This is a genomic window from Microbacterium trichothecenolyticum (assembly GCF_030818955.1).
Lineage (GTDB): Bacteria > Actinomycetota > Actinomycetes > Actinomycetales > Microbacteriaceae > Microbacterium > Microbacterium trichothecenolyticum_B.
The window spans coordinates 343,543-363,109 of record NZ_JAUTBF010000001.1 but is presented as its reverse complement, the minus strand read 5'-3'; the positions used below and the strand labels follow the sequence as shown (position 1 = coordinate 363,109).

Below are 19,567 nucleotides of genomic sequence, written 5' to 3'. Positions count from 1 at the left end.
ATGCTGCTGCAGGCGCCCGCCGAGCCCCTCGCCACGCGCGAGGTGCCCTTCACCGCCGCCACGACACCGCGGCGCTGGACGCTGCGGGTCATGGGCGCCGCTCCCCGCTACACGATCCCGGCCGCGGCTCTGTCGATCACCCACCAGCTCGGCGAGGCGCTCGTCCCCATCGTCATGGGGCTGGCGATCGAGCGTGCCGTGACGACGGGCGACCCCGTCCAGCTGCTGCTCTGGCTGGGCGTGCTGGCCGCCGACTTCCTCGTGCTGTCGTTCTCGTGGCGCTTCGGTTCGCGCCTGGCGGAGCTCGGCATGCTCACGGTGCAGCACCGGTTGCGCACCACCGTCGCCGCTCATCTGCTGCAGCGTCCTCCCCGCCCGGGGCGTCCGTCCGAGCAGCCCGGGGTCGCGCTCTCGATCGCGACGTCGGATGCCAATCGCCTCTCCGAAGCCGTCGAGATCGGCGTGTACCCCGTGGGTCAGCTGGCCGCGGTGCTGTTCGGCGGGGCGGTCCTGGTGACCATCTCGTGGCCCCTGGGCGTCGCCGTCCTCGTCGGCGCGCCTGTCCTGCTCTGGCTCACCGAGCGCGCGGGGCGCCCCCTGCGCGACCGCAGCGGACAGGAGCAGGAAGCGGCTGCCGTGGCCGCGGGCCGGGCCGCCGACCTGCTGAGCGGGTACCGCGTGGTCCGCGGGATCGGTGCCGAGGCCGAGGCCACCCGACGCTACGGGCGCGCCAGCCGCGCGGCCCTCGCCGACACGGTTCGAGCCCGACGCACCGAGGGGGTCTTCGGCGGTGCCATGAGCATCGTGACGGGCCTGTTCTTGACCGCGGTCGCCGTCGTCGCGGCGGTGCTCACCCTCTCGGGGGTGCTCGGGCTCGGGGAGTTCATCGCGGTGGTGGGACTCGCGCAGTTCCTCCTGGAGCCACTTCAGGTGCTCGCGCTGTACACGGGTGCGTGGTGGGCCTCGGCGACCGCTTCCGCGGCGCGTGTCCTCGACGTGCTGCGCGACGGCGAACCCCTCGCCGACGTCGTCGACCAGCCGCCACGGCCCGTGAACCTGCCCGACGTGCACGCCGGCGAGCTCGTCGTGATCGCCTGCGACGGGTCGCGCGCCGACGACGTGGTCGCGGCGCTGCGGGCGCGGCATCCGGACGCCCTGCACGCTCCCCACGCGGCGCACCTCTTCGCGGGGAGCGTGTCCGAGAACGTCGCCGGGTCGGAAACGGATGCCGCGGCCCGCGACGCCGCCCTGCACGCCGCCGCGTGCGACGAGCTCGCCGAGCTGCTGCCCGAGGGACTCGACAGTCGCGTCGGCGAGAACGGCACGGCGCTCTCGGGCGGCCAGCGCCAACGCGTCGCCCTGGCGCGGGCGATCGCGCGCGACGCGGAGCTGCTGGTGCTGCACGACCCGACCACCGCGGTCGACGCGGTCACCGAGGCGCGCATCGCCGAGCGGGTCCGCACGGTTCGCCGCGGCCGCCGCACGGTCATCGTCACGCGCACCCCCGCGTTCGCGGCGGTGGCCGACCGCGTGGTGCGCATCACGGACGGAGACCCCGCATGAACGACGCCCTCCCCCTCGCTCCCGCGCGCGCGGTCGCCCGCGAGCTCTGGCGGTCGCTTCCCGGCGGATGGTGGCGGCTGCCGACGCTGGTCGCCGTCGTGCTCGCCGCCGCCGTCGCGGGCATCGCGGGACCCCTCGCGCTCGGAACCGTCGTCGACGCGATCGGCGCGGGCGGGGGCGCGGCCGACCTCGCCGTGACGCTGGCGGCAGTGATGGCCGGAGCCGTCGTGGTGGGGGCTGTCCTCACCGCGATCGGCATGATCTCGGCCTCTCAGCTGTTCGAGACCGCTCTGGCAGACCTGCGCGAACGCATGGTCAGCACCGCTCTGCACCTGCCGCCCTCCCGCGTCGAGAGAGCGGGGACGGGTGATCTCATCGCGCGCGCGGGCGACGACGTCGCCGAGGTGTCGGAGGCGATCCCTCGGGTCGTGCCCGCCCTCGTCGGCGCGGCGTTCACCATCGTCGTCACGCTCGCCGGCATGGCGGTCATCGACCCCTGGTATGCCCTCGCCCTCCTCGTCATCGCCCCCGTGCACGTGTTCGCCGTGCGGGCGTACCTGCGCGCCGCACCCGGGGTGTACGCGGCCGAACGGGCCGCGATGGCCGAGCGGGCGCAGCACCTGCTCGACACGCTCCGCGGGCTCGAGACCGTGCGCGCCTACGGCTCCTCGACGCCCCACCTCGTCCGCATCTCGGCGGCGTCGTGGAGCGTCGTGCGGTGGAGCATGCGGGCGCGCGGCATCCAGAATCTGTTCTTCGCGCGGCTGAACGCCGCGGAGTTCCTCGGCATGGCGGGTCTGCTCGTCGTCGGCTTCGTCCTCGTCTCGGGCGGGCACGGGACGGTCGGGGGCACGACGGCTGCCATGCTGCTGTTCCTGCGTCTGTTCGGCCCCATCAATCAGCTGCTCTTCGTCGTCGACGACCTGCAGTCGGCACTCGCGTCGCTCGCGCGGATCGTGGGCGTCATCCGCGCCGCCGACCCGGATGAACCCGCCGCCACCGGGGCGGGACGGTCGGCCGACCCGGTGGCCGACACCGCCGCGCCGGGCGATGCCCCCGCAGAGCCGCGCGCAGCCGTCGTCCTGCGCGACATCACCCACGCGTACACCGCGGGACATCCGGTTCTCCACGCCGTGTCGATGGACATCGCCGAGGGCGAGACGCTCGCCGTCGTGGGCGCCTCGGGAGCCGGCAAGTCGACGCTCGCCGCGATCGCGGCCGGGGTGCAGGAACCCGATGCGGGCACGGCGGATCGGCCCACCGCGGTCGCCCTCGTGACGCAGGACGTGCACGTCTTCGACACCGACCTGCGGGGGAACCTCACACTCGCCGCGCCCGCTGCCGGTGACGACGATCTGCTCGCCGCGCTCCACCGCGTCGGAGCCGACGGTCTCGTCGCGCGACTCCCGCGCGGACTCGACGAACCGGTCGGCGCATCGGGAACCCCGTTGTCCCCCGCCGAAGCACAGCATCTCGCCCTCGCGCGGGTCCTGCTCGCCGACCCCGCGTTCGTCGTCCTCGACGAGGCGACCGCCGAAGCCGGGTCCACCGAGGCCGGCCGCCTCGAGAACGCCGCTCTCGCGGTCGTCGACGGACGCGCGGCCCTGGTCGTCGCGCATCGCCTGAGCCAGGCGGCCGCGGCCGACCGCGTCGTGCTGCTGGACGCGGGGCGCGTCCGCGAAGAAGGCACGCACGACGAGCTGCGCACCGCGGGCGGACCCTACGCGCGTCTGTGGGAGGCGTGGAGCCGCTCGAGCTGACCTACGACGTCAGCCGCTCCGCCGCCGCGGCGATGCGCTCGTCGGTCGCGGTGAGCGAGAACCGCACGTGGTTCGGGAAGTGCTCGCCGTAGAAGTGGCCCGGACCGACGAGGATGCCGAGATCAGCCAGACGTCCCACGCTCTCCCACGCGTCGCGCCCCTCGGTCGCCCAGAGGTACAGGCCCGCCTCGCTGCGGTCGATCGTGAAGCCCGCGGCCTCGATTGCGGGCTTGAGCAGCGCGCGTCGACGGGCGTAGCGCTCACGCTGCTCCGCGACGTGCGCGTCGTCGCCGAGGGCGACCGTCATGGCCCGCTGGACGGGCGCGGGGGGCATGAGGCCGAGGTGCTTGCGGCCCGTCAGCAGGCGCGCGACGAGAGCGGCGTCGCCCGCGAGGAACGCCGCGCGGTATCCCGCGAGGTTCGACTGCTTGCTCAGCGAGTACACCGAGAGAACACCCGTGAGGTCGTCGCCGACCACGGCGGGGTCGAGCACGCTCGGCACCCGCTCGGCATCCCACGGCGCGTCCCAGCCGAGCTCGGCGTAGCACTCGTCGGAGGCCAGGACGGCTCCGAGCTCGCGTGCCCGGGTCACGGCATCCGTCAGCTCCGCCACCGAGAGCACGCGTCCGTCGGGGTTGCCGGGCGAGTTGACCCACACGAGCTTGGTGTTCGCGGGCCAGTCGGCTGTATCGTCGGATGCCACCGGCTCGGCGCCCACGAGACGGGCACCGACCTCGTAGGTCGGGTAGGCCGCCCGCGGGTGCACGACGGCGTCACCGGGACCGAGCCCCAGCAGCAGCGGCAGGAGGGCGACGAGCTCTTTCGAGCCGACGGTCGGCAGGACGTTCGCGGCCGTCAGACCCGGAACACCCCGTCGGCGGGCGTACCACTCGGCGATCGCCTCACGCAGCGCGGGAGTGCCGGCCGTCTGCGGGTAGGCGTGCGCGTCGGTCGCGTCGGCGAGGGCCGCGGCGACGACGGCGGGCGTCGGATCGACGGGCGAGCCGATCGACAGGTCGACGATGCCGGCCGGGTGACGCCGCGCGCGCTCGGCATAGGGGGCGACGGCATCCCAGGGGTAGTCGGCGAGGTCGGCGACGCCCACGGCTCAGTGACTCTGCGGGGGAAGCGCGGTGATGACCGGGTGATCCTTGGCGATCACGCCGACCTTCGCGGCACCACCGGGCGAGCCGATGTCATCGAAGAACTCGACGTTCGCCTTGTAGTAGTCGGACCACTCCTCGGGCAGGTCGTCCTCGTAGTAGATCGCCTCGACGGGGCAGACCGGCTCGCACGCACCGCAGTCGACGCATTCGTCGGGGTGGATGTACAGCGATCGTTCACCCTCGTAGATGCAGTCGACGGGGCATTCGTCGATGCAGGCGCGATCCTTGACATCGACACACGGGAGGGCGATCACGTAAGTCACCCGTTCAGTCTAATCGCGATGACTCGACCGGCCTCGCCCGACGCGACCCCGCTCGACGCCGACGTGTCAGGCGGTGGGAGTCGCGGGTTCGTGCCGCAGGTGCGAGAAGTCGGGCCAGAAGGCCACCAACACCATCAGGGCGGGCCCGACGACCGTCCACACCACAGGGATCCACTCGGTACCGGGGGTGGGCGCGGCGACGATGGCCGATCCCCCGAGCCCAGGCTGCGAGAACACATAGGTCGCCGCCGAGATGCCGAGTCCCCCGGCGAAGGCGTTGACGAGATCCCCGGTCAGCGTGCGCAGGGCGATGAGGAGCGCGGCACAGCCGATCGTCGCCAGCAGCAGGCCCACCGGCACCGGACCGAGCCGGAAGCCCTGCGCGATCGTGCCGGCCGCGCCGTAGAACGCACCGACCAGCAGCGCGACGACCCAACCGGCGATGCGCAGGATGCCAAAGCTCATCGCGCCAGTCTAGAAGGCGGTCCTATGACCGAGCGGAGAGCTGGCACGAGAAGGACACCGGATCCGAGTGAACGAAGGGACCGCAGTGGGTGAACCCTGATGTCACGTACCTACCGAGCGCGTCCTCTCTTGCCCCGGACGCAGACCGAGTGCACACGATGGCGCGCATTCCTTCACCCCTCTGACAGGCACGCCACCCGCCTCGCTCCCCTCGAGGAATCCCGAAGAAGGAACGTCTCCCCCACGACCGAAACCCCCGAGCTGTCGCGCCGCGCTCTCGTCGCCGGCGCCGCGTGGGCCGTCCCGGTCATCGTCTCGGTCACCGTTACCGTCACGGACGCCTACGGCAACGCGCTCTCCGGCCAAACCGTGTCCTTCACCGACCCCAACGGCGTCTCCTTCAGCGACAATCAGTTCGTCTCACGCTTTCTTCTGTGCGGAAAGCGCCCCTCACACCGCCCAGCCCCACAGTCGCAGCAGCGCGGCCGTGACCGCTGCCACAGCGACCACGACGAGAAACGGGGCCCGCGCCCACAGCAGCACCGCCGCCACGGCCACGGCCGGCACCCGCGCATCGATCGCGATCTCCGACCCCGCCGCCACCGTCTGCACGACCACGAGTGCCGACAGCAGCGCCACGGTGAGCAGGTCGGCGATGCGGGCGGGGCGCGGCGCCTCGAGCCACCGCGCCGGCAGCAGATACCCGATCCCCTTCAGCGCGGCGCAGAGAACGGATGCCAGGAGCACGGCGGTCCACAGGGTCATGGCATCCCCTTCTCCTCGGCGATGCCTACGGGCATGGGGGCACGACGACGCGGCTCGAACATGCCCACCGCCACAGCGACGCCCGCGGCCGCGATGACGGGAATGCCAGGCATGAGAGCGGGCGTGAGCAGCGCCGCGACGACCGCGGCCCCCGCCGCGACGGCGAAGGGCTGTCGTCCGCGCAGGCGCGGCCAGAGCAGAGCGAGGAAGGCGGCCGCGGCAGCGGCATCCAAACCGTAGGCGCGGGGGTCGCCCAGCACATCGCCGAGCAGCGCCCCGAGGAGGGTCGACAGATTCCAGCCGACCCAGATGGCCACACCCGTGACCCAGAAGCCCACCCGCCGCGCACGAGACTCGGTCTGCGCGAGTCCTACGGCGACCGACTCGTCGATCGTGAACTGCACCGCTCCGGCCTTGCGCCAGAACCCGCCCGCGACAACCGGCGACATGCGCATCGCGTAGGCGGCGTTACGAACGCCGAGCAACACGGCCGACGCGATCGCGGCCGGTGCCGCAGCCACGCCCCCGGCGGCGATGACGCCGACGAAGGCGAACTGCGATCCACCTGTGAACATCAGCAGGCTCAGCACGCACGTCTGCCAGACGTCGAGTCCGGATGCCACAGACAGGGCGCCGAAAGAGATGCCGTACGCGCTCGTCGCGAGAGCCACCGCCATCCCCTGTCGAGCGGCGACACCCTCGGGTGTTCGGGATAGCGAACGCATGGACATCATGGTGAACGAGACCGAGTCGTTCGTCAAGTCGAACAATCGGCAAGCATAATGAACACATGACCGATCTCGGCGACCGTATCGCGGCCACCCTCCGTCGCGAGCGCGAGAGACGCGACCTCAGCGTTTCGGAACTCGCGCGACGCGCCGGCGTAGCCAAGGCGACGGTCTCGCAGCTCGAGAACGGCGGCGGCAATCCCAGCGTCGAGACGCTGTGGGCCCTCGCGTCGGCGCTGGAGATCCCCTTCGCCGTCCTGGTGGACGAGGGCGTTCGCTCGCCCACCCTGATCCGCGCCGGAGAGGCGGCCGCGGCGGTACCGTCATCGGCATCCGCGTATCTGGCGGTCCTGCTCTCGGCGAGTCCACCGCACGCCCGCCGCGACATCTATCTGCTCAGCGCCGAGCCCGGCGCCCCTCGCGTGTCGGAGCCGCATCCGCGTGGCACCGTCGAGCACATCGTGCTGGTCTCCGGGCGCGGACGCATCGGCCCGGCCGACGCCCCGTACGACCTCTCCCCCGGCGACTACCTGTCGTACTCCGGCGACGCCCCGCACGTGTTCGAGGCGCTGACGCCCGGCATGAGCGCCGTGTGCGTCGTCGAGTCGCACTGACCCGGCGCACGCCACCTCCGTCGCCATCCCGTTGAGTGTCCAGAAGACGCCGCAACCGGGTAAAGCATCACGGCGTGTCCTGGACACTGACCGGGTACACCGCCGCCTCCGACCGCGACCAGCCACCGGCACGCACGGCATCACCGACCTGTTGAGTGTCCGAAACACGCCGCAACCGGGCCAGGCATCGCGGCGTGTCTCGGACACTCAACGATCTGGTCGCGGCGCACCACGCGCGAGGGCCACGCCATCGCGCGAGGCAACGGCCGAGCGCGGGAAGCGCGGGAGGCGCGGACGACGCCCGAGTGCGGAACGGCCCCGCGCAGCGTGAGCTGGGCGGGGCCGTTCGCGGACGCGGCGCTTACGCGTTGGCATCCTGACGCTTGGCGCGGGAGGCGGCGCGGCCGCGCTCGGTCGCGTCGAGCACGACCTTGCGGATGCGCACCTTCTCGGGCGTGACCTCGACGCATTCGTCGTCGCGGGCGAACTCGAGCGACTCCTCCAGCGTGAGCACGCGCGGGGGCGTCATCGACTCGAAGGAGTCGGAGGTCGACGAACGCATGTTCGTGAGCTTCTTCTCCTTGGTGATGTTGACGTCCATGTCGTCGGCGCGCGAGTTCTCGCCGATGACCATGCCCTCGTAGACCTCTTCGGTGGGCTGGACGAAGAAGCTCATGCGCTCCTGCAGTGCGATCATGGCGAACGGCGTGACGACACCCATGCGGTCCGCGACGATCGAGCCGTTCTGGCGCGTGGTGATCGAGCCCGCCCAGTCGTCGTAGCCGTGCGAGATGGCGTTGGCGATGCCGGTGCCGCGCGTGATTGTCAGGAACTCGCTGCGGAAGCCGATGAGGCCGCGCGAGGGCACGACGAACTCCATGCGCACCCAGCCGGTGCCGTGGTTGGTCATGTTGTCCATGCGACCCTTGCGGGCGGCCATGAGCTGCGTGATCGCACCGAGGTGCTCCTCGGGGGCGTCGATCGTCAGGTGCTCGTAGGGCTCCTTGAGCTTGCCGTCGTCGCCGCGCTTGGTGACCACCTGGGGCTTGCCGACGGTGAGCTCGAAGCCCTCACGACGCATGTTCTCGACGAGGATCGCGAGCGCGAGTTCGCCGCGGCCCTGGACCTCCCAGGCATCCGGACGTCCGATGTCGACGACCTTCAGCGAGACGTTACCGATGAGCTCACGGTCGAGGCGGTCCTTCACCATGCGCGCGGTGAGCTTGTGGCCCTTGACCTTGCCCATGAGCGGCGAGGTGTTGGTGCCGATCGTCATCGAGATGGCGGGGTCGTCGACCGTGATGGCCGGCAGGGGCCGCACGTCCTCGGGGTCGGCGATGGTCTCGCCGATCGTGATGTCGGGGAAACCGGCGATGGCGACGATGTCGCCGGGGCCGGCGTCTTCGGCGGGGAAACGCTCGAGCGCGCGGGTCTTCAGCAGCTCGGTCACGCGGGCGTTGCTCGTGGTGCCGTCGGAGCGCACCCACGCGACCGTCTGGCCCTTCTTCAGCGTGCCGTTGAACACGCGCAGCAGGGCGAGGCGACCGAGGAACGGCGAGGAGTCGAGGTTCGTGACCCACGCCTGCAGCGGCGCCTCGTCGTCGTAGGACGGAGCCGGGACGTGCTCGAGGATCGCGGCGAACAGCGGCTCGAGGTCGTCGTTGTCGGGCAGCGCGCCGTTGTCGGGGCGGTTCAGGGATGCCGCGCCCGCACGGCCGGAGGCGTAGACCACCGGCACGTCGAGCAGCGCGTCGACGTCGAGGTCGGGCACGTCGTCGACGAGGTCGGACGCCAGGCCCAGCAGCAGGTCGTGCGCCTCTTCCTCCACCTCGGCGATACGGGCGTCGGGGCGGTCGGTCTTGTTGACCAGCAGGATGACGGGGAGCTTCGCCTCGAGCGCCTTGCGCAGCACGAAGCGGGTCTGGGGCAGCGGGCCCTCGGACGCGTCGACCAGCAGCACGACGCCGTCGACCATCGACAGACCGCGCTCGACCTCGCCACCGAAGTCGGCGTGGCCGGGGGTGTCGATCACGTTGATCGTGACGGGCACGTCCGTGTGGATGCCGTTGTACTCGATCGCCGTGTTCTTGGCGAGGATCGTGATGCCCTTCTCGCGCTCCAGGTCGTTCGAGTCCATCGCGCGCTCCTCGACGTGCGCGTGGTCGCCGAACGAGCCGGTCTGGCGGAGCATGGCGTCGACGAGGGTCGTCTTGCCGTGGTCGACGTGCGCGACGATCGCGACGTTACGGAGGTCAGGACGAAGGGCGTGCGCCATGGAGGGTCTCCAGGAAAATTCGGGGTGCGCCCGGAAATCGAGCGTGACCAGTCTACCGGGCAGGCGCGACACTGCCTGGCAGGCAGCAGAAAGGGGCGGGATCGCGCGGATCCCACCCCTTTCTGCGCGATCTCAGGATGCCGGAGTCTCGCGCAACAGCTCGTGCCGAAGCTCACGACGCGCGGCCTGCACCTCGACGTCGGGCACCGGGATGGCGGCGATGAGGCGCTGGGTGTACGGCTCCTTGGGCGCGCGCAGGATCTCGTCGCGCGTGCCCTGCTCGGCGATCTTGCCGCGGTTGAGCACGACGATGCGGTCGGCCATGGCATCCACGACGGCCAGGTCGTGACTGATGAACAGACAGGCGAAGCGGTGCTCCTTCTGCAACTCGCTGAGCAGTTCGAGCACGCGTGCCTGCACCGACACGTCGAGCGCGCTCGTCGGCTCGTCGGCGACGAGCAGACGCGGCTGCAGCGACAGCGCGCGCGCGATGCCGACGCGCTGCTTCTGACCACCCGACAGCTCGTGCGGGTAGCGGTTGCGGTAGCTGCGGGGCAGGCGCACCTCGTCGAGGAGCTTCTCGACACGGGCGTCGAGCTCGGCGCCCTTCGCCTCGCCGGCGAGGAACAGCGGCTCACCGATGGACTCCCCGATCGGCAGACGCGGGTTCAGAGACGACGACGGGTCCTGGAACACGATGCCCACGCGGCGTCGCAGTGACTTGATGCGCTTGCGCGAACCGCTGGAGATGTCGACGCCGTCGACCACGAGACGACCGTCGGCGATGGGCTGCAGGCCGATGGCCGCGCGCCCGATGGTGGACTTGCCCGAGCCGGACTCCCCCACCAGGCCCACGATCTCGCCCTCGGCGATGCCGAGCGTGACATCGTCGACGGCGCGGAAGGCCGCGACGCGACCCTTCTTGCCGTACTCGATCGAGACGTTGTCGAGCTGCAGCACGGGGTGGGCGATCTCGGGAGCGGCGGCGGCGAGGGCGATGGCCTCGGTGCGCGCGGGTCCCTCTGCGACGGCGGCGGCCAGCGCCTCGACCACGTCGACGATCGGTTCACCCTCGAGCGTCTCCCCCAGGCGCGGCACCGATGCGAGCAGTTCTTTCGTGTACGAGTCCTGCGGGTCGCCGAGCACCTGCACGGCCGGACCCTGCTCGACGATATCGCCCGACTTCATCACGACGATCCAGTCGGCGAGGTCGGCCACCACGCCCATGTCGTGCGTGATGAGCAGCACGGCCGAGTCGAGACGGTCGCGCAGGTCGCGGATGAGGTCGAGGATCTCGGCCTGCACCGTCACGTCGAGTGCCGTGGTCGGCTCGTCGGCGATGAGCAGGGCGGGCTCGAGGCTGATCGACTGCGCGATCATCGCGCGCTGGCGCTGACCGCCCGACAGCTGGTGCGGGTACGACGCGAACGCCTTCGCCGGGTCGGGCAGACCGACCATCTCGAGCAGTTCGAGCGCGCGTGCCTTGGCCTGTGCGGGAGCGATCGGCCGGTGCGCGCGCAGTGCCTCGATGATCTGCGATCCGACCGTCAGCACGGGGTTCAGCGCCGTCATCGGCTCCTGGAAGATCGCCGCCACCTCCGGACCCCGCAGCTGTCGCATCTGTGAGGCGGACAAGCCGTTCACCTCACGGCCGTTGACCTTGATGCTCCCGCGGACGCGGCTGTTGCGCGGCAACAGATCGAGCACCGCCATAGAGCTGACGCTCTTACCCGAACCCGATTCCCCGACGACGGCGACGACCTGGCCGCGGGCGATGGAGTAGGTGAGGTGCTTGGCGGCGGGAACCCAGACGTCGTCGACCGCGAAGTCGACGCTGAGGTCGGTCATCTCCAGGGCCGGGATTGCGGCCTTCTCGGTCGTGCTCATCAGATTGTCCTCTCGGCCCCGCGTGCGGGGAGTGAGTGATCGGGGAATGAAAGAATCAGGGGATGCCACGCCAGACGTTCCGATCGACGTTCACCCGTGTCCTGTGCGCCGTCGTCTGGGCGATCATCGCTGCCGTGGCGATCGGTCTGCTCGTGACGCCCGCGGCCACCGAGGCTCCGGCCGCGGTGATCGTGGGCGCGCTCGGCGCCGCAGCGCTCGTGACCGCCGTGCTGTGGTCGCCCTCGGTGTCGGTGGACGACGAGGGCGTCGAGGTCGACAACATCGCGGTGCGCTACCGCGTCCCGTGGGCCGCGCTGATCCACGTCGACACCCGCTACGCGCTCCAGCTGCACACCCCGGGCCGTCGCATCGGGGTGACCGCCGCACCGGCGCCGGGTGCGACCGGGTCCCTTCGCGCCGCGCGCGCTCATCGCCGCAGCGACGACGCGTCCGCGCCGCAGACCCGGCCGGGCGAACTGGCGAACACCGACTCGGGACGCGCAGCCGAGATGGTGCGCGCCCGCTGGCACGCCCTGCGCGACGCCGGCCGCATCGAGGCGGGCGTGGCCGAGAGCACGCGCGTCGTCACGACGGTGCGCCTCGGCAACCTGCTGCTGCTGGTCGCCGGCGCCGCCGGTGTCGTCGCGGCGGTCGCCCTCGTGTGAGCCGCGCCCGAAGACGGTCGTCATGACGAGGGGGTCTCCGGGTGCACTCGCGCCTGGGTGCTCGCGGGAGCAGAGGTCGCCGACGCGGCCTGCTCCTTGGTGCGCCGCAGCGAGAAGCGCTTCTGGCGCGGGTCGAATGCGTCACGAAGACCGTCGCCCACGAAGTTGACGAGCACGGCGAGCAGCACGATGAAGCCGGCGGGCCACCAGAACAGCCACGGGCGCGTCGAGAACGCCGACTGGTTGTCGGAGATGATCAGGCCCAAGGACACGTCCGGCGGGCGCACACCCAGCTGCAGGTAGCTCAACGCCGTCTCGAGCAGGATCGCCGCCGCCGCGAGCAGGGTCGCCGCGACGATGACCACGCCGACCGCGTTGGGAAGGATGTGCTTGAAGATGATGCGCGCGTCACTGGCACCGGCTACGCGCGCGGCCTCGACGAACTCGCGCTCGCGCAGCGACAGGAACTCGGCGCGCACGAGGCGGGCGATGGTCGTCCACGACACCATCGCGAGGAAGAAGGCCAGCGGGATCACGCCGAGACCGCCCGTGGCGCGTCCGACGACCGCACCGATGACGATGATCGGGATGACGATGAACACATCGGTGATGCGCATGAGCACCGAGTCGACCCAGCCGCGGTAGTACCCGGCCAGAGCGCCGATGACGGTGCCGACGGTCGTGCCCACGATGCTGATGATGAGCATGACGAGGATCGAGTTCTGGATGCCGCGCATCGTCATCGCGAAGTAGTCGATGCCGATGCGGTCCTGCCCGAACGGGTGGTCGCCGATGACGAAGGGGACCACCGACAGGCTCGGTGCGCCACCGTTGCTCTGCGGGTTCAGCGTCGTGTAGTCGTACTTCCACCATCCGGGGATCGGCCCGACCCCGATCGCGGAGACGGAGAAGATCGCCAGCAGGATGAACAGGATGCCGGAGACGACGGCGACCTTGTTGGCCAGGAATCGTCGGAGGACCAGGCGGCCCTGGCTCACTCCGACCGTGTCGCGCTCGTCGGCGGGAGCCGGGGCGTCGACGTTCGCGGGTTCGGGAAGCATCTGGGTCATCGGGAGACCTCCGGGGATCGGTCGGCGGCGATCATGCGACCACTCGCACGCGGGGGTCGAGCGCGGCGTAGGCGAGATCGGCCAGGAAGTTGAAGACGATGGCGGTGATGGCGATCACGATGAAGTAGCCCATGACCGGGTTGACGTCGACACGACGGATGGAGGAGACGAACAGCTGCCCCATGCCGGGAATGGCGAAGACCTGCTCCGTGATGACGGCGCCACCGAGCAGCGCTCCGACGTCGGTCGCCACCAGGGTGACGATGGGAATCAACATGTTCCGCAGACCGTGCCGCATGATCACCGTCCGCTCGGGGAGCCCCTTCGCGCGTGCCGTACGGATGTAGTCCTGGTTCATCACCTCGAGCATGCCGGCACGGGCGTAGCGCGTGTAGCCGGCGAACGAGATAAGAAGCAGCGAGATCGTGGGAAGCATCAGGTGGGTGAACGTGTCGATGCCGGTGATCCACATGTCGCCGTTGAAGCCGGGTGTGGCGGCACCCACGGTCGCGATCGGGCGACCGTTGATGCGCGGGTTGTTCACGTAGGCAGGCCACGACTGCATGTAGCGATCGAGGACGACGAGCGCGAACGAGAGGAACGCCACGATCGCACCGATGCGAGCGGTCATGCCGCGGTCGGGCGCGCCGAGCACCAACCCGGTGATGACGCCCAGCGCCACGGCCACGACGCCGAGGATGACGATCGTGTAGATCGTGGAGATGTCGAACAGACCCTGCAGCGCGTAGTAGGCGATGTAGGCGATCGCCCCGTTGATCGCGGCGACGATCAGCGCGCGACGGTTGGCCAGGCCCGAGATCAGGGCGGTCGTGATCACGACGACACCGGCGATCAGCAGGAGCAGTCCCACCGGCCCGAACCCGGGGTTGCGGAACCAGTCGGTGACGTTGAAGTACACCAGCAACGCGATGGTGGCCGCCGCCGCCGTCGCAGCGACGATGAGGCGGCGGCGGCGCGCGCCTCCGATCATCGCCTGCCAGATCACGGCCGAGACGACGGCGAGAAGCAGGATGACCCAGATGGGGATGGCGGTGGCCGATTCGAGGAAGTTGTTGAAGCCGATCGCCACGAACTCCTTCAGCAGCACCGCGACCAGGAACGCCGGCAGCGAGAAGAGGAAGAAGCTCAGCAGCGTGATACCGAAGTCGAAGCCGCTGTACTGACGCAGTGCCGAGACGACGCCCACGACGATGCCGAGCACGATCGCGAGCACGAACGACGCCGTCACGAGTTGCAGGGTGGAGCCGACCGCGGTGGGGAGGATGTCGAGGACCGGGGCGTTGCTGATGGTCAGGCCCAGGTTGCAGGTGCCGGCGAACGGGACGAGGCAACCCGCCGCGCCGCCGAGCCAGAGGAAGTAGCGCAACGGCGGGGGAACGTCGAGATCGAGCGCGGCGACGCGCGCGGCGATCAACTGGTCGCGGTTGGCGGCGGTGCTGTCGCGGAGGTCCTGGAGAGGGTCGCCGGCGTTCGCGGCCATCACGTACATGATGAACGACGCGGCAAGCAGAACCAGGATCGAGACGGCGATACGCCTGAGGATGAATCCGACCATCGCGGGAGGTCTTCTTTCGATCGGGTGACGGACGCGGAGACGGCGTCCAGGAAAGGATAGTGGCGGCCGCTCTGCGAAATGCGCGCCGCGCGCAGACAAGGTGAGGCGCCGGAGCCGAGCGACTCCGGCGCCTCACGGGGGATCAGCGGGTCATCAGCCCGCCAGCGTCCACTCCTGCGCGTTCCACACGATGCCGGTCTGGCCGCCGAAGTAGTCGACGCCCTTCACGGAACCGTTGTCTGCGAACAGACCGGGCAGCTGGAACAGCGGCAGACCGTAGAAGTCCTTGGCCGTCGCGGCGTCGATCTGCACCTTCAGGTCGTTCAGCTTGCTCTTGTCGAGCGTGACCTGCGTCTCGTCGACGAGCTGGTCGACAGTGCTGTTCGAGTACAGGTTGTAGTTTCCGCCACCGTTGCTCTTGAAGATCTGCGGCAGAGCGGCGTTACCGGCGCCCGGCGAGACCCAGCCGAAGATCGACGCGTCATAGTTGCCGGCGGAGAGCAGCTTGCTCCAGTCGGGCGAACCGGCGTCCTCGATCACGAAGCCGGCCTGCTGCGCCGACTGCTGGATGGCGCGGAAGCTGTCGACGCGGTTCGGGTTGTTGGTGTTGTAGAGGATGCGCACCGTGGGGGTAGCACCATTCAGCAGCGCCTTGGCACCTTCGATGTCGGGGGCGTCGTATGCGTCGTACCCGCTCGCCGCAACGGCCGTGGTGTACTCGTCACCGTCGGTGGGCAGGAAGATCTGCGAGTTGAGCACCTCACCCTGCGGGTTCACCGGCTTGATGATCGAGTCGACCAGCTGCTGGCGCGGGATGGTCTTGAGGAACGCCTCGCGCACCTTCGGGTCGGAGAAGACGCCCGCGAAGCGCAGGTCGAGGTGATCGTAAGCCACCTGGTCACCCGAGTGAACGGTCGCGTTGGCGTTCTGCAGGGCCGTCAGCGTGTCGGCGGAGGCCTGCGGCTGAATGGCCTGCACCTCGCCGTTCTGGAGGGCGGTCACCTGCGCGTTGGCGTCACCGATGAAGCGGATGATGAGCTGGTCGTACGAGGGCGACAGCTCGCCCTTGTAGTTCGGGTTCTTGCCGAGCGTGATGCTCTGCTCGGGGGTGAAGTCGGTCACGATGAACGGACCACTCGCCACCAGCAGGCTGGGGTCGGTCGGCATGGCGGTGACGTCGTATCCGGTGTTCCAGAAGTCGCCGGCGGCCTTCAGCGTCGCGTTCGGGGCGGCGGGCGCGGCCGGGTCGCCCTTGGGCAGCGTCTTGAGCAGCTCGATGAAGTCGGCCTCCGAGACACCCGCCTTCTCGGCGAGCACATGCGCGGGCTTGCTGATCGGGTTGACCAGTTCGTAGTCCACGTAGGGGGTGCCGTACGTGAGGGTCATCGACAGGTTGTCGTCGCTGATCTCGGGGAACGAGGTGGTGTCGAGGCCCGCCGTGCTGCCCGCGAGGGCGAAGTACTGCGTGCCGGAGGTCGGCTCGCCCGATTCCGGGTCGAGAGTCGCGTCGTTGTAGTAGCCCGAGTTGATGGCCCAGTAGGCGAGCATGTCGTCGGCGTTGATGGGCTCGCCGTCGGACCAGGTGAGGCCGGGGTTGATCGTGTACTTGACCGTCAGCGGGTTCTCGGAGACCGTCTCGATGGTGCCGAAGTCGGTGTTCTTGATGAGGCTGAAGTCCTTGTCGAGGCGCTCGAAGCCGCCCAGACCCAGGTTGTTCTGCGTGCCGGTGAGGTATCCCACCATGCCGTTCGTGTCGAGGTTCGCCTGCGGGGTGTCACCGTTGAACGAGGTGAACGCGTTCGTCGTCGCGATGGTGATCGTGCCACCCGTCGACGTACCGCTCTCGGGCGTGGCGGTGGTGGTGCAGCCGGCGAGTGCGAGAGCCGCGACTGCGACTCCTGCTCCCACCGTGAGGGCGCGCGTGCGCCGGGTCTTTTCAGACACTTTGCCTCCAGTGCAAGGTAGACAGGCAACCTCCCGGGCATGGAGGGCCGGGGGGAGCCGTGGATACCGAAACGATAGATACACGCCACCGGATGGTCAAAACTCCTGGGCAATTCGTTACAGACCTTTAACTTGGGGTGGCCCGCGTAGAGCATTTTGACAACCGCGGCTCGCAACGCCTGTCCACGGCTGTCGATGACCTCCATCGCTCGCGGTCCTGGGGCATCGTGATCGCGCATGGCCGAGCGGTGTTGAATACCTCGTGTGACCCGGCATCCCTCTCCGCATCCGAACGACGCCTCACTCGCACCTCGCCTCGACGGCGACGCCGTCTACCGTCGCCGCCGTCTCGTCTGGGAGATCGCACTCGTGCTGCTGATCAGTGTGGGGCAATCGGCGATCTACTCGGTCGTGTCGTTCGTGCGCGCGGCGACGCGGGCGCCGATCTCGCAGCAGCAGACGCAGCTCAACCCGTCCCGGAGCGCTGAACCGCTGTGGGACGTCGTTTACCAGTTCCTCGACATCTTCTTCTCGCTCGCTCTGGTCGCTCTGGCCGTGTATCTTCTCTGGGAGCCGGCGAACAATGCTCTGCGCCGCATCGGGCTCGACTTCCGACGCTTCGGCTCCGATGTGCTGCGCGGGCTCGCTCTCGTCGTGCTCATCGGTGCTCCGGGCATCGGCGTCTATGCGATCGGTCGATCGATCGGCCAGAGCATCACGGTCGTCCCGGCTCCGCTGGACTCGTCGTGGTGGGTGGTCGCGCTGCTGGTGCTCGCGGCGCTGCGAGCGGGACTGACCGAGGAGGTCATCTTCCTCGGGTACCTGTTCGAGCGTCTGCGCCGGCTCGGATGGTCGTGGACGGGGACCATCGTGTCGACGGCGCTGCTGAGGGGCAGCTACCACCTGTACCAGGGCTGGCCCTCCGCCCTGGGGAACGTGGTCATGGGTCTGGTGTTCGGATGGTGCTACAAGCGGTGGGGACGCGTGATGCCGCTGGTCGTGGCGCACACGATCATCGACATCATCGCCTTCGTCGGCTACCCGCTCGCGGCGGCCTGGTGGCCCGCGATCTTCGCTCCGCCGAGCGCCACGTCCACCCCCGCGCCGTCGCCGTCGCCGTCGCCGACCATCACTCCGTGATCGGCCGCCACGGCGGAGGCGTCACGGCTGGGGTGCCGTCCAGGTCCAGAAGGCGGGTGGGATGCCGTTGGGCTCGGACGTGTACGTCACTCCCCCGACCCCGGTAGCCGTGACAACGGCCCCCGTGCGTTCCATCAGCGGCACACCGGCGTATGCGGTGAACAGCGACTGATCGATCTTCTTCGCGGCGGCGAGGACGTCGACCGGGTCGGTGTCCTTGGTCAGCTCGGCGAACAGGCGTACCGTGTCGGGTCCGTCGACGCCCTCGGCGATGCGGTCGCGCGCCGAACGGTAGAGGCTCTCGTCTTCGCCGACCCACGCCAGGGTGGCTTCCGGGGTCTCGGCGGCGGTCGCGAGGCGGACCGCGATTCCCGCTCTGGCGCCCATCGACACCATCCGTGTGAAGACTTGCGCGGACACCTCGTCGGTGGTGTCGTAGGCGACTCGCAGGACCGATGCGCGGTCACCGAGCGCCTCCCGCGCACCGTTCACGTCGCTACCGGTGCCGGGCGATCCGTTGCCGGACACGAGGTCGTTGTACAGCTGCCCCGTCGCCGGGGACGACAGGAACGACTGCAGCGGACGAGCGTCGGGACGCACCGCGCCCAGGACGTCGTTCACCAGTGCCGCGCGGTCGAGAGACAGGGTGACGGCCTGGCGGAGGTCCGACGCGGTTCCATTGGCGAAGCGCAGTTGCAGGGTCTGCGTGGTCGGTCCAGTCGTCACCTGCAGGCCGGCGTCTCGGAGGGTGGTGAGCTCGTCCTCGTCGACATCACCGATGTTGGCGATGTCGACGACACCCGCCTCGATCGCCGACAGCTGTGCGGCGCGATCGGGGAAGAACTTCACCGTCAGCCCCTCGAGCCCGGGGAAGTGCGCGCCCTGGTAGGTGTCTCGGCGCGCGAGAGTGAGGGTGTCGGCGGTGGCGGCCGACATCGTCCAGGGCCCCGACGACACGATCGAGGCGGGGTCGACGACACTGCCCGCGGGCACGTCGAAACCGGTGTTCCACGCCTGCGCGGCTGCCGCGAGAACGGGGTTCGGGGTCGCCGGAGCGGTCGGGTCGCCCTCGGGAACGGTCAGCAGGGCCGTCAGCAGGTCCTTGACGCTGACACCGGCGCGCTGCGCGACGACGTGAACGGGGCGGTCGAGGAGCCACTGGCGGTTCCAGTCGGCGAAGGGCTGGTCGTAGGTCAGGGTGAGGGTGTCGGCAGCGCGGTCGAGGCGGGGGCGCGCGGTTCGCGCATTCGGATCGGCGGGCGCGGCGGTGTCGAAGTATCGGGTCCCCGAGACGATCTGCCCCGAGCTGTCGTAGGTCGCGTCATCGAAGAAGTGCGACGACACGGCCCAGCCGAACAGCAGGTCATCGAGGGTGACGGGCGTGCCGTCCGACCACACCCGGTCGGGGAAGAGCTCGTAGCTGACCGTGAGCGGGTCGCCCTCGATGCGGGTGATCCGCCCCAGCCCGTCGTTCGGGACGACCTGCAGGTTCCCGTCGAGCGAGCCGAGCCGCTCGTCGAGAAGTGCCGACACGGCTCGGTTGGCCGGGGTGTCGCCGGTGCGGCTGGCGGCGTTGAAGCTGGTGACGCTGCCCACGACACCCACGGTGAGGCTGGTGCGGGCCTCCTTTTCTGGGGCCGGTGCCGACTCGGGCGCTGCGCATGCGGTGAGTATGACGCCGGCGGC

The 19,567-nt window shown here is 69.9% G+C and carries 16 protein-coding genes; 5 read left to right on the top strand and 11 right to left on the bottom strand.

The genetic code is table 11. The annotated features are described in order from the left end of the window. Positions 1–1,563, top strand: coding sequence for an ABC transporter transmembrane domain-containing protein (locus QE412_RS01665; protein ID WP_307479349.1), 1,563 nt, complete (start codon positions 1–3; stop codon positions 1,561–1,563). After that, positions 1,560–3,323, top strand: a complete 1,764-nt coding sequence (locus tag QE412_RS01660; protein WP_307479345.1) for an ABC transporter ATP-binding protein — start codon at positions 1,560–1,562, stop codon at positions 3,321–3,323. The genes QE412_RS01665 and QE412_RS01660 overlap by 4 nt, the downstream gene beginning before the upstream one ends. A gap of 1 nt (position 3,324) precedes the next feature. Here the strand turns inward: QE412_RS01660 and dapC are convergent, their stop codons facing one another. The 5 genes from dapC to QE412_RS01635 form a co-directional block, all read right to left on the bottom strand. Further along, on the bottom strand, positions 3,325–4,428 hold the full coding sequence (gene dapC / locus QE412_RS01655; protein ID WP_307479343.1) for a succinyldiaminopimelate transaminase: 1,104 nt from the start codon (positions 4,426–4,428) through the stop codon (positions 3,325–3,327). A gap of 3 nt (positions 4,429–4,431) precedes the next feature. Then, on the bottom strand, positions 4,432–4,752 hold the full coding sequence (fdxA, locus tag QE412_RS01650) for a ferredoxin (RefSeq protein WP_013586172.1): 321 nt from the start codon (positions 4,750–4,752) through the stop codon (positions 4,432–4,434). 66 nt (positions 4,753–4,818) lie between these two features. After that, positions 4,819–5,217 carry a histidinol dehydrogenase gene (locus tag QE412_RS01645; protein ID WP_307479338.1) on the bottom strand — a complete coding sequence of 133 codons (399 nt, stop codon included), beginning with the start codon at positions 5,215–5,217 and terminating at the stop codon, positions 4,819–4,821. A gap of 450 nt (positions 5,218–5,667) precedes the next feature. After that, a complete protein-coding gene (locus tag QE412_RS01640; protein ID WP_307479335.1) occupies positions 5,668–5,982 on the bottom strand; it encodes an AzlD domain-containing protein in 315 nt (104 codons plus the stop codon). Further along, positions 5,979–6,707: an AzlC family ABC transporter permease gene (locus QE412_RS01635; protein WP_307479332.1), complete on the bottom strand. Its 729-nt coding sequence runs from the start codon at positions 6,705–6,707 to the stop codon at positions 5,979–5,981. The genes QE412_RS01640 and QE412_RS01635 overlap by 4 nt, the downstream gene beginning before the upstream one ends. Before the next feature lie 65 nt (positions 6,708–6,772). Here QE412_RS01635 and QE412_RS01630 point away from each other — a divergent pair, with 65 nt between their 5' ends. Then, positions 6,773–7,324 carry a helix-turn-helix domain-containing protein gene (locus tag QE412_RS01630; protein WP_307479330.1) on the top strand — a complete coding sequence of 184 codons (552 nt, stop codon included), beginning with the start codon at positions 6,773–6,775 and terminating at the stop codon, positions 7,322–7,324. 361 nt (positions 7,325–7,685) lie between these two features. Here the strand turns inward: QE412_RS01630 and typA are convergent, their stop codons facing one another. Both typA and QE412_RS01620 read right to left on the bottom strand, forming a co-directional pair. Next, the gene (gene typA, locus QE412_RS01625) at positions 7,686–9,599 is read right to left on the bottom strand and encodes a translational GTPase TypA (protein WP_307479327.1); all 1,914 of its coding nucleotides are present in this window, start codon (positions 9,597–9,599) and stop codon (positions 7,686–7,688) included. Positions 9,600–9,731: 132 nt separating this feature from the next. Then, a complete protein-coding gene (locus tag QE412_RS01620; protein WP_307479325.1) occupies positions 9,732–11,486 on the bottom strand; it encodes a dipeptide ABC transporter ATP-binding protein in 1,755 nt (584 codons plus the stop codon). Between the two features lie 62 nt (positions 11,487–11,548). On the opposite strand from QE412_RS01620, the gene QE412_RS01615 reads away from it, so the two are divergent. Beyond that, entirely contained in the window at positions 11,549–12,151 is a 603-nt protein-coding gene (locus QE412_RS01615) for a PH domain-containing protein (protein WP_307479323.1), read from the top strand. A gap of 20 nt (positions 12,152–12,171) precedes the next feature. Here QE412_RS01615 and QE412_RS01610 read toward each other — a convergent pair whose 3' ends face one another. The 3 genes from QE412_RS01610 to QE412_RS01600 form a co-directional block, all read right to left on the bottom strand. Then, complete coding sequence (locus QE412_RS01610) at positions 12,172–13,221, bottom strand: ABC transporter permease (RefSeq protein ID WP_307479320.1); 1,050 nt, start codon at positions 13,219–13,221, stop codon at positions 12,172–12,174. A 31-nt stretch (positions 13,222–13,252) separates the two neighbouring features. After that, positions 13,253–14,797, bottom strand: a complete 1,545-nt coding sequence (locus QE412_RS01605) for an ABC transporter permease (RefSeq protein ID WP_307479317.1) — start codon at positions 14,795–14,797, stop codon at positions 13,253–13,255. Positions 14,798–14,950: 153 nt separating this feature from the next. After that, positions 14,951–16,741 carry an ABC transporter family substrate-binding protein gene (locus tag QE412_RS01600; protein WP_307479313.1) on the bottom strand — a complete coding sequence of 597 codons (1,791 nt, stop codon included), beginning with the start codon at positions 16,739–16,741 and terminating at the stop codon, positions 14,951–14,953. Between the two features lie 360 nt (positions 16,742–17,101). Between QE412_RS01600 and QE412_RS01595 the strand changes: the two genes are divergently transcribed. Then, positions 17,102–17,881, top strand: a complete 780-nt coding sequence (locus QE412_RS01595; protein WP_373426561.1) for a CPBP family intramembrane glutamic endopeptidase — start codon at positions 17,102–17,104, stop codon at positions 17,879–17,881. Between the two features lie 21 nt (positions 17,882–17,902). Here the strand turns inward: QE412_RS01595 and QE412_RS01590 are convergent, their stop codons facing one another. Beyond that, entirely contained in the window at positions 17,903–19,477 is a 1,575-nt protein-coding gene (locus QE412_RS01590; protein WP_307479308.1) for an ABC transporter substrate-binding protein, read from the bottom strand. Positions 19,478–19,567 lie beyond the last annotated feature (90 nt).

Bases quoted from the DNA above. Each gene is read 5' to 3' on its own strand.
- QE412_RS01640 (WP_307479335.1), bottom strand. From the start codon at position 5,982: ATGACCCTGTGGACCGCCGTGCTCCTGGCATCCGTTCTCTGCGCCGCG.
- QE412_RS01605 (WP_307479317.1), bottom strand. From the start codon at position 14,797: ATGGTCGGATTCATCCTCAGGCGTATCGCCGTCTCGATCCTGGTTCTG.
- QE412_RS01630 (WP_307479330.1), top strand. From the start codon at position 6,773: ATGACCGATCTCGGCGACCGTATCGCGGCCACCCTCCGTCGCGAGCGC.
- typA (WP_307479327.1), bottom strand. From the start codon at position 9,599: ATGGCGCACGCCCTTCGTCCTGACCTCCGTAACGTCGCGATCGTCGCG.
- QE412_RS01635 (WP_307479332.1), bottom strand. From the start codon at position 6,707: ATGCGTTCGCTATCCCGAACACCCGAGGGTGTCGCCGCTCGACAGGGG.
- QE412_RS01615 (WP_307479323.1), top strand. From the start codon at position 11,549: ATGCCACGCCAGACGTTCCGATCGACGTTCACCCGTGTCCTGTGCGCC.
- QE412_RS01645 (WP_307479338.1), bottom strand. From the start codon at position 5,217: ATGAGCTTTGGCATCCTGCGCATCGCCGGTTGGGTCGTCGCGCTGCTG.
- QE412_RS01610 (WP_307479320.1), bottom strand. From the start codon at position 13,221: ATGACCCAGATGCTTCCCGAACCCGCGAACGTCGACGCCCCGGCTCCC.
- QE412_RS01620 (WP_307479325.1), bottom strand. From the start codon at position 11,486: ATGAGCACGACCGAGAAGGCCGCAATCCCGGCCCTGGAGATGACCGAC.
- QE412_RS01665 (WP_307479349.1), top strand. From the start codon at position 1: ATGCTGCTGCAGGCGCCCGCCGAGCCCCTCGCCACGCGCGAGGTGCCC.
- QE412_RS01660 (WP_307479345.1), top strand. From the start codon at position 1,560: ATGAACGACGCCCTCCCCCTCGCTCCCGCGCGCGCGGTCGCCCGCGAG.